This is a genomic window from Trichocoleus sp. FACHB-591 (genome assembly GCF_014695845.1).
In the GTDB taxonomy this organism is placed as follows: domain Bacteria; phylum Cyanobacteriota; class Cyanobacteriia; order FACHB-46; family FACHB-46; genus Trichocoleus.
In genome coordinates this window covers 1-7,166 of sequence record NZ_JACJPA010000120.1, presented here as the reverse complement: position 1 = coordinate 7,166, position 7,166 = coordinate 1, and the positions used below count along the sequence as shown (strand labels likewise).

Genomic DNA, 7,166 nt, shown 5'->3' with positions numbered 1-7,166 from the left:
ATTAGTTCTTGGGCGTGGGCAAGAATGTCCATTGTTCTTGCGGTCTATTAGTTTCACGCCCTTTCTGCCACCTTTTAAGCCTTGGTGCAAGATCTGAGAACTGGAAGTTGGCATTAGCGATTTGGTTTGTTATAGGTGGAGCGATCGCTTCCTCTAGAGCTAGCGCACTAGTCCAAGTTATCCCTGATGGCACTCTACCCAATAATTCTCGCGTCACAACGCAGGACAATATCAGAACCATTGAAGGAGGAACGCAGGCTGGTGGCAATTTGTTTCACAGCTTTGGGGAGTTTTCTGTCCCTACTGGTAGCGCGGCTTACTTTAATAATGCTGTTGACATCCAGAACATTATTAGCACGATTAGATGAGTCGCTGCGCTACAAAATCTTCTCCGACTTATTTTCTGAATGGTTAAAGCAACAAATTGAACAATTTGAGATTGAAATGCAAGAGCTGATTTATAGAACCGATTTGACATCTTTATAATGGTGAATAAAGGTACCTACAATCCTCTAATCCGATCGCTATGGCATATTCGAGCTGTCTGAAGTGATCGGCTTTGAGATGAGTATTATTTTTTAGAAACCAATCAAGCGATCGCTCAGCTCAGAAGCCCAAGAGAGGTTGCTTCTGCCTGCTTCCTGACTAACATCCTCTACTGGGACCAACGGCAGCAAGTCCGACAAATACGCAGCAATCGCGGGGCAGCGCTTAGATCCACTTGATTCCTGCACAAGAACTTGATAAGTACTGGGGGGTGAGATCAATCGCTGAGCGATTGCCCATCGGAAATCGGAATCAAAAATCATCCTATTGGCTACCACTTGCGAGACTTCCTGAAAACACAAGAGCTTTGTATGATGCTCTTGAATCAAAATAGCTGACACAGCACTCCCCTATGGTCAATTCTTCCACGTCTCAGCCTGCTTCCCCGAGCATTCTTGCTAACTTGCTCGAAGCCAATGCCACCCTCGCCACCCAAGAAGCAGAACTCACCACACAACTCGCAGCAGTTCGAGAGAAACGCCAAAGTCTCCAGACTGTCATTGATTTGTTTACGACCTCATCTCCCACTTTGACTTCCTCCCAAGTTGGAGAAGATACTGCCGCTCCCGCCGATGTCCCCACAGAGGATGCCGCTTCTGCTTCAGATACCTCAGTACCGACTCCTGTTCCCGCTGCTGAAGAGCCAGAGGAGGTAAAACTCAAGCAAAGCCGTTCTACTTCCAAGCCACCGGCCACAGCGAAAAGCAGCAAAGCACCTCAAGGCACTAAAGCAGGTAAGCTAGGCAAACGATCGAACAACTGGCAGGATTACCTACAACCTGCCTTTCGTCAAACTTCTCTACCTACAGCGATCGCGGCTGTGTTCCAGCGGCGGCCAGAGGAGCTTCTGAGTGTACCTGACTTAGTTGATGAGATTTTTGTCGAGGCTATCCCTCAAGACGTGCGGACCATTGCTCGCAACCGCATGTTAAACATTCTTTCCACCGGAGCTAAAGAGGGGCAGTGGTATCGGGGTCCTAAAGGCCGCTATAGCCTCTCCCAAAAAGTAGCAGAATCCAGCCGCTAATCCATTCAAGTTCTACTGCGCCGCCGCGATCGCCGCAAAGAGCACCTGCATGGCGACGACAGCATCAACCTGCTGCCGTATAGTAACGAAGCTGGGCAACAGCTTGTGCTGAGTCAAGCAAGGTCATTCATCGTAGGTCAGATACCCCAATCGCGGCCCTTCACTTCGCTGGGAATCGGATTCAGAAGCGTGGCATTCCGCTCCCACTTTTCTCCTTAATTCTGCCGCCGCGCTCAGTAAGCCTGTAACCTCTGTTTGACCTGACGCTGGAGTAGCAAAAATTCTTGCCTATCACTCCCTACCTGAGCGATAGGCGATCGCACCAGACCCTTATCTACTCTGTTGAGTCTGGTCACTTGCTCGCTCCACAACTTCACAAAAGAGACATTGAACTCTCGCTGGAAAGATGATCTGCACAGATGCTCGATCACCTCACAGCTGAATGGCGGCATTGAGAATTTGCCGCGTCAGTCGCTATTCGTGTTACATTTGCAGAGAAGACAATGTAACACGAATAGCGATGCCATCCCTTCAAAGCTTGCAACAACGCCTCACAGCTTTAGAAGCTCAGATCGCAGGGCTGAAACAGGAGGGGGACTACCTCATCGGGGTGCAACTGGAACGCTCTGCCGCTGGCGGGACTGCTTCTCAGAGCACTAAGCAAGACTTGAAGTACGTCCGATTAAGAGCGGGCCGAGGAAAACTACTGCCGAATGGTAAAAAGAGCATGTATGTGCCCGTGAGAGATATTGCTCGCTATGACGCGGCTTGTTGCCGAGGAGCACAAATTCAGAAACTCGAGCGCGAACTCAATCAACTACAAGCTCAAATCGTCAAGCTAGAACCGTCCCCATACCGCAGCGTGAGAGACGGTAAGCGTCCGCGCTTTGTGCGACAATAGGATTCAAAGTGCAATGAGACGCCACCGACTGCCATCGTTGAAGTGATGCCACCTCCAGTGCCGATCGCGCCTGCTGCCATTCTCGTGCTGTACCGCCAGCAGACCGACGCTCCCGTTCATGCCGTCGCTGCTGAAGTGTGGCAGGAAAATCAACTGGTTGCGGTGGTACCCCCAATTCACTGCATGGGTCTCAAGGGCGATCGCGTCAGTGCGTATATCAAGGAAATGCTGGCATCCCTGGCTCAGCAGTTTGGCGTGACTCGATTTGAGGATGTCATTAAGGAAGTACCAGTGGCACAGTGTCCCATTGAACCCTGTCCCTTGCGAGTGTAGTGGATCAATATGCCAGCACAGCACTCCCAGCACCCTCTCACCCAGGCCATCGAGCAAGCAATCGCTAACCCCGCTGCGGCCAACTTGAAAGCGCTGTTGAAAGAATTAGAGTGCATCTTGCCGAGTTTGCCGAAGGCAGAGCAATTACAGGTTGCAGGGGATGTGCTGGCTCAGCTGATTGACCTCTATGTCTGCCGAGCCGAGCAACTCCTCGATGCTTGGGAGGAACAATATAATTCCAGTTCCTGTGAACCTATCTTGAGCACCGACTTGCTGCAAGAGGTGCTACGGCACACCATGACGTTGAATCTGGATGAGATATGGGTAGCCGCAGCACCCAAACCACAGCCTCCTCAATCGGCTGATACCGTTGAGGGTCTTGTCGCGCCAACGAATTTGCTGGAGTTCTTAAATCAAACCCACCTGGGGCAAGCTCAGCAATTGGCCTTAGATGTGGCCCATGAGGAAAATATCACCACCTGGGTCCAAGCGATCGCCCAATGCTTACAGCAGCATCCCCAGCCTCAAGTTTCATTGCTAGAGCTCCAGCGATCGCTCCAGATGCCCTTGATTCAGATTTGGCTCGCCCTGTTACTCGGGGAGTTTAGCCTGGAGCAACAAGGAGACTTTTACCAGCTAGAAGGTATCAAGGTGTCCTGCAAAACAAGCCCAGTAAATTCGCGGCTGCGATCAACGATGAGTTAGTGGATCAGTGCCATCCTAAAAGTGACGGTTGAAACAGTCCAAAAATCACCTTAAGGACGTATGATTTTTCTAACTCACCAGTAACTTCGTACTTCTACTAATCTCCCGTGGCTCAAAAGCTTGCAATCTTCAATATGAAGGGGGGCGTTGGCAAGTCTGCCACCGCTACCAACCTTGCTGCCGGTCTTGTTAAGTTCAAGAAGAAAAAAAGAGTTTTGCTGGTTGATATTGATCCCCAGGGAACATCTGGTGCTTCTCTCGGTATCCCTATTTGGAAGTTAGAGACCCAATTAAAAGATGTATTACAAAGTGCTCCTGAGGAAACCCAAACATTGTTAAAAGCAGCAATAGTTTCAACTCCAGGTGGAGTTGATATCTTGCCATCTAACATTCTGCTAGCAGTCGAAGAAATTGCTATTTCAGGCTTACCGGGGCGAGAAAATTTACTGAAGCGTGCGCTTAGCGCGATCGAGGCGCAATACGATTATATTTTGATTGATTGTCCTCCCAATATCGGGGTCTTCTCCATTAACGCCTTAAAGGCTAGCGATGGCGTCTTGGTTCCAGTCGATATGAGCTATGTTGGGTTGCTAGGCATCCGAGGCGTCGAATACGCTTTCGACTTAGTAAAGAATTTTCTAGAACATGAAATCCGAATTGTAGGGGTTCTGGCCACTCGGTATGATGGTCGCAAAAACATTAGTCGAGACGTTTTGAAATCCCTTCAAGATCACTTTGGCGATCGTATGTTTAAGACTATCATTCCAGATACCGTTAAGATTTCGGAAGCTCCAAGCTTTGGGAGCTCGATTTTTGAGCATGACCCTAATGGTGCTGGAGCAAAAGCCTACCGAGAATTAATGAACGAGGTACTCAAGCGTTGGTAAAGCGAAAAAGTGGATTGGGAATTAATCCGTTCGAAGTTGAACTTGGAATCTTCACACCCACCGAATCAACGACGAAGGTTCAAAGCTCTACAGAACAGTCTTTAATCGAGTTATCCAGAATTATTCTCTCCCAGCAGCAGCCACGTCGGTACTTCGACCCCGACAAAATGCAGCATTTAATTCAATCTGTGCAAGAGCATGGAATTCTAGAGCCGCTACTGGTACGTCCACTATCAGCCAATAATTACGAACTGGTTGCAGGAGAACGACGTTATCGCGCCGCTCAAGCAGTTGGCTTAGCTCACGTTCCAGTTGTGGTTCGTGAGCTCACCGATCCAGAAGCTCTGCAATTAGCTCTCATCGAAAACTTGCAGCGCGAAGATTTAAATCCAGTCGAAGAAACAGAAGGAGTCATCAACCTTTTGGCGCTAGAGCTTCAAGTTCATACTCAAGAGATTCCCTCGCTACTTCATCGACTAGCCAAATCTTCCGACAACGTTGTCGGAAACGAGCAACAAGCTCAAATCCAACTGATTGAAGATGTGTTTCAATCGATTGGACGGATGACTTGGGAATCATTTTCCAGCCATCGTCTACCTCTCTTGAACCTGCCCCATACTATTTTGGAAGCGCTACGTCAGGGGCAGATTGAGTACACTAAGGCTCGAGCGATCGCGCGGCTAAAAGATGAAACTCAACGTCAAGCTTTGTTAGAAGCAGCGATCGCGGATAATCTCTCACTCGTACAAATTCGAGAGCGTATTCAGGCCAGCCCAGCCGCAACTCCAAAATCCCCATCTCTCAAAGAACGGATGGGGAACGCGACTCGGAGATTGCAAAAAGCCAAGATTTGGAATGATTCCAAAAAACAAAAGCAATTAGAGAAGCTGCTCGCGCAGATAGAATCACTCCTGCAAGAGGAGCCAGGATAGGGCTAGGCTGATGATCAGAACTAATCAGTGAATCGTACAGAGGCTGACCTACTGGGATCAAAGCTGCCAATTTTGCTTACAGTTCCATAAAGTTACATTCCTACTGAACCTAGTCTTCCTTGGGCAATTAGGATCTCAAGTTTCAAGCCCACCTCATGAGTCGAATCAGCTTCAGCATCAAACTTTAAAGTCTAGAGGGTAAAGTGGAGCAAACTCGCTAGTTAGCTACCGACCTCAACCTCTAAGCGCTGCTTTTTTGCAGGGGCACGCAAAGAAGTATCAGGGGCGCTAGTTCGCTCCCCACTCTGCAGTTCTAGGACGATTCGCCGTTGGTAAGTCTGGAAATCTTGGCGCATTGCGGATCTAGCCTTCTGGGATAAGGGATGATCTTCTACCACGTCTCTAGCAACTTCTGAAATTCGGGTGAGATAGTTCTGAGAGTGGCCTAACTCGCTGGCGACTCGATACCACTGCCAAAGGGAGTGCAAGGTTTGTTTGTCCCCGCGAGCTGAAACAGCAGGCTTGCGGTCTTGCGGTTGTTGCTCTCCCAGAAGCCGATCGTTCCAGTCCTTTCCATAAGCAGGAGCCATCCGTCTCACCCCTCGTAACTGTTGGGCAACGCGCCATGCCATCTTTTCTCCAGCGTGGTCCGCATCAAACACTGCAGTGACCTCTCCACCTTGCTCAATCACGGTTTGTAAGGGTTTAAGAGGAATCGCTCCTGCCCCATCTGTAGATAAATAAATTGTGATTCCTGGGATCTGCGATCGCTTGTCCGTTTCTAGGGTGGCCAGCGATAACGCATCAATGGGGGACTCGGTCAGTAAGACTCGCTGGACTACCCCATGCCCCATTGCGATCCAGAACCAACCGTGGTCTCGTGAAGATCCAGGCGCGAGTCGATGAAAGGGGTGTGCGGGATCGCGAGTACCGCGAAGGAGCGCCCCTGTGGGTTGATGACGTGCCCAAGTTTGACCATCGGCATCACTGGCGTAGCGTAAAAAGACGGCATTCCAGTGCTCATCGGCGTAAACTAAACCCTGAGCATGCAAACGATGAATCAACTTCGCCGGGAGCCCCCGCATCTCTACTAAATAGCGCTGGACGTCTTCCCAATGCCTTTCATCAACTTGAGGAAGCTCCAAGGGGCGGGATTTTGAACGGACTGGGATTTGAAATTGACTGTCATTCGCAGCGGTCAAAGACTGACCGGAAAGCCAGTGAACGGCGGCCTTAAAGTCACAATTTTGAACTAGCATGACCAGGTCAATGGCTCCTTTACTGCCTCGATCCGCTAGCCAATCGTAAAACTTATCATGATTGATACTGATAATATGTCCTGCACCTTTCCATTTATTCTTGTCATGCCGATCCTTAACAAGTCCTAAGTGGTTTGCAACCGCTTCTAGATCGAAGTGCCGCACCTCGTTCGCGATCGCCACCCAATCGGTAACCTCGAATTTGGAACGAAGGAATTCGGATTGAGCCGACGGACCATCTAGATCGCTTGAGACAGTTTGATCGTCTGGGTTGAGCTGAGCGGCAGACTCCGGATCAGGGGGAACCTGTGACATCAGATCAACCTGCGTCTTTGGATGAGTTGAGCTCCCCTGAGGGGGCGAGTTCTCCTCCAGGGCTGGCGTCATGGGTCCCGCTGTTTCCCAAGTCGGATCGTAGCCTTGAACATCTGTTCGATAATCTCCTTCCAGAACGGAATATAGGCAGGACTTACGCAGAGACAGACATAAACTAGAGGCATGAGCTTCACCAAACTGGATTACTGCCAGTACTTACTAAGCAGTCCGATTAACTACACGATGACGAACTTGGCTGAC

Annotated in this window: 10 protein-coding genes; 7 read left to right on the top strand and 3 right to left on the bottom strand. The window is 49.6% G+C overall.

Annotation, left to right across the window (positions count from 1 at the left end):
• Positions 1-107: 107 nt before the first annotated feature.
• Positions 108-368: a filamentous hemagglutinin gene (locus H6F90_RS27775; RefSeq protein WP_190555237.1), complete on the top strand. Its 261-nt coding sequence runs from the start codon at positions 108-110 to the stop codon at positions 366-368.
• 210 nt (positions 369-578) lie between these two features.
• On the opposite strand, the gene H6F90_RS27770 is transcribed toward H6F90_RS27775, so the two are convergent.
• Complete coding sequence (locus tag H6F90_RS27770; protein ID WP_190555236.1) at positions 579-809, bottom strand: hypothetical protein; 231 nt, start codon at positions 807-809, stop codon at positions 579-581.
• 89 nt (positions 810-898) lie between these two features.
• On the opposite strand from H6F90_RS27770, the gene H6F90_RS27765 reads away from it, so the two are divergent.
• On the top strand, positions 899-1,573 hold the full coding sequence (locus H6F90_RS27765) for a hypothetical protein (protein ID WP_190555235.1): 675 nt from the start codon (positions 899-901) through the stop codon (positions 1,571-1,573).
• A 233-nt stretch (positions 1,574-1,806) separates the two neighbouring features.
• Here H6F90_RS27765 and H6F90_RS31265 read toward each other — a convergent pair whose 3' ends face one another.
• The gene (locus H6F90_RS31265) at positions 1,807-1,929 is read right to left on the bottom strand and encodes a hypothetical protein (RefSeq protein WP_255525083.1); all 123 of its coding nucleotides are present in this window, start codon (positions 1,927-1,929) and stop codon (positions 1,807-1,809) included.
• Positions 1,930-2,093: 164 nt separating this feature from the next.
• Between H6F90_RS31265 and H6F90_RS27760 the strand changes: the two genes are divergently transcribed.
• From H6F90_RS27760 to H6F90_RS27740, 5 genes are all read left to right on the top strand, one after another.
• Positions 2,094-2,474 (top strand): hypothetical protein, encoded by a 381-nt coding sequence (locus H6F90_RS27760; protein ID WP_190555234.1) that lies wholly within the window; start codon positions 2,094-2,096, stop codon positions 2,472-2,474.
• A gap of 45 nt (positions 2,475-2,519) precedes the next feature.
• Positions 2,520-2,807, top strand: coding sequence for a hypothetical protein (locus H6F90_RS27755; RefSeq protein ID WP_190555233.1), 288 nt, complete (start codon positions 2,520-2,522; stop codon positions 2,805-2,807).
• 9 nt (positions 2,808-2,816) lie between these two features.
• Positions 2,817-3,512 (top strand): hypothetical protein, encoded by a 696-nt coding sequence (locus H6F90_RS27750; protein WP_190555232.1) that lies wholly within the window; start codon positions 2,817-2,819, stop codon positions 3,510-3,512.
• A gap of 107 nt (positions 3,513-3,619) precedes the next feature.
• Positions 3,620-4,399, top strand: coding sequence for a ParA family protein (locus H6F90_RS27745; RefSeq protein WP_190555231.1), 780 nt, complete (start codon positions 3,620-3,622; stop codon positions 4,397-4,399).
• Positions 4,393-5,331, top strand: a complete 939-nt coding sequence (locus H6F90_RS27740) for a ParB/RepB/Spo0J family partition protein (protein WP_190555230.1) — start codon at positions 4,393-4,395, stop codon at positions 5,329-5,331. Before H6F90_RS27745 ends, H6F90_RS27740 begins: the two co-directional genes overlap by 7 nt.
• Positions 5,332-5,552: 221 nt before the next feature.
• On the opposite strand, the gene H6F90_RS27735 is transcribed toward H6F90_RS27740, so the two are convergent.
• Positions 5,553-6,905, bottom strand: a complete 1,353-nt coding sequence (locus H6F90_RS27735) for a DUF3991 and TOPRIM domain-containing protein (protein ID WP_190555229.1) — start codon at positions 6,903-6,905, stop codon at positions 5,553-5,555.
• Positions 6,906-7,166: the final 261 nt, after the last annotated feature.

Excerpts from the sequence above, each read along its gene's own strand:
- H6F90_RS27735 (WP_190555229.1), bottom strand. The coding sequence starts at position 6,905 with ATGTCACAGGTTCCCCCTGATCCGGAGTCTGCCGCTCAGCTCAACCCA.
- H6F90_RS27755 (WP_190555233.1), top strand. The coding sequence starts at position 2,520 with ATGCCACCTCCAGTGCCGATCGCGCCTGCTGCCATTCTCGTGCTGTAC.
- H6F90_RS27770 (WP_190555236.1), bottom strand. The coding sequence starts at position 809 with ATGATTTTTGATTCCGATTTCCGATGGGCAATCGCTCAGCGATTGATC.
- H6F90_RS27750 (WP_190555232.1), top strand. The coding sequence starts at position 2,817 with ATGCCAGCACAGCACTCCCAGCACCCTCTCACCCAGGCCATCGAGCAA.
- H6F90_RS27760 (WP_190555234.1), top strand. The coding sequence starts at position 2,094 with ATGCCATCCCTTCAAAGCTTGCAACAACGCCTCACAGCTTTAGAAGCT.
- H6F90_RS27765 (WP_190555235.1), top strand. The coding sequence starts at position 899 with ATGGTCAATTCTTCCACGTCTCAGCCTGCTTCCCCGAGCATTCTTGCT.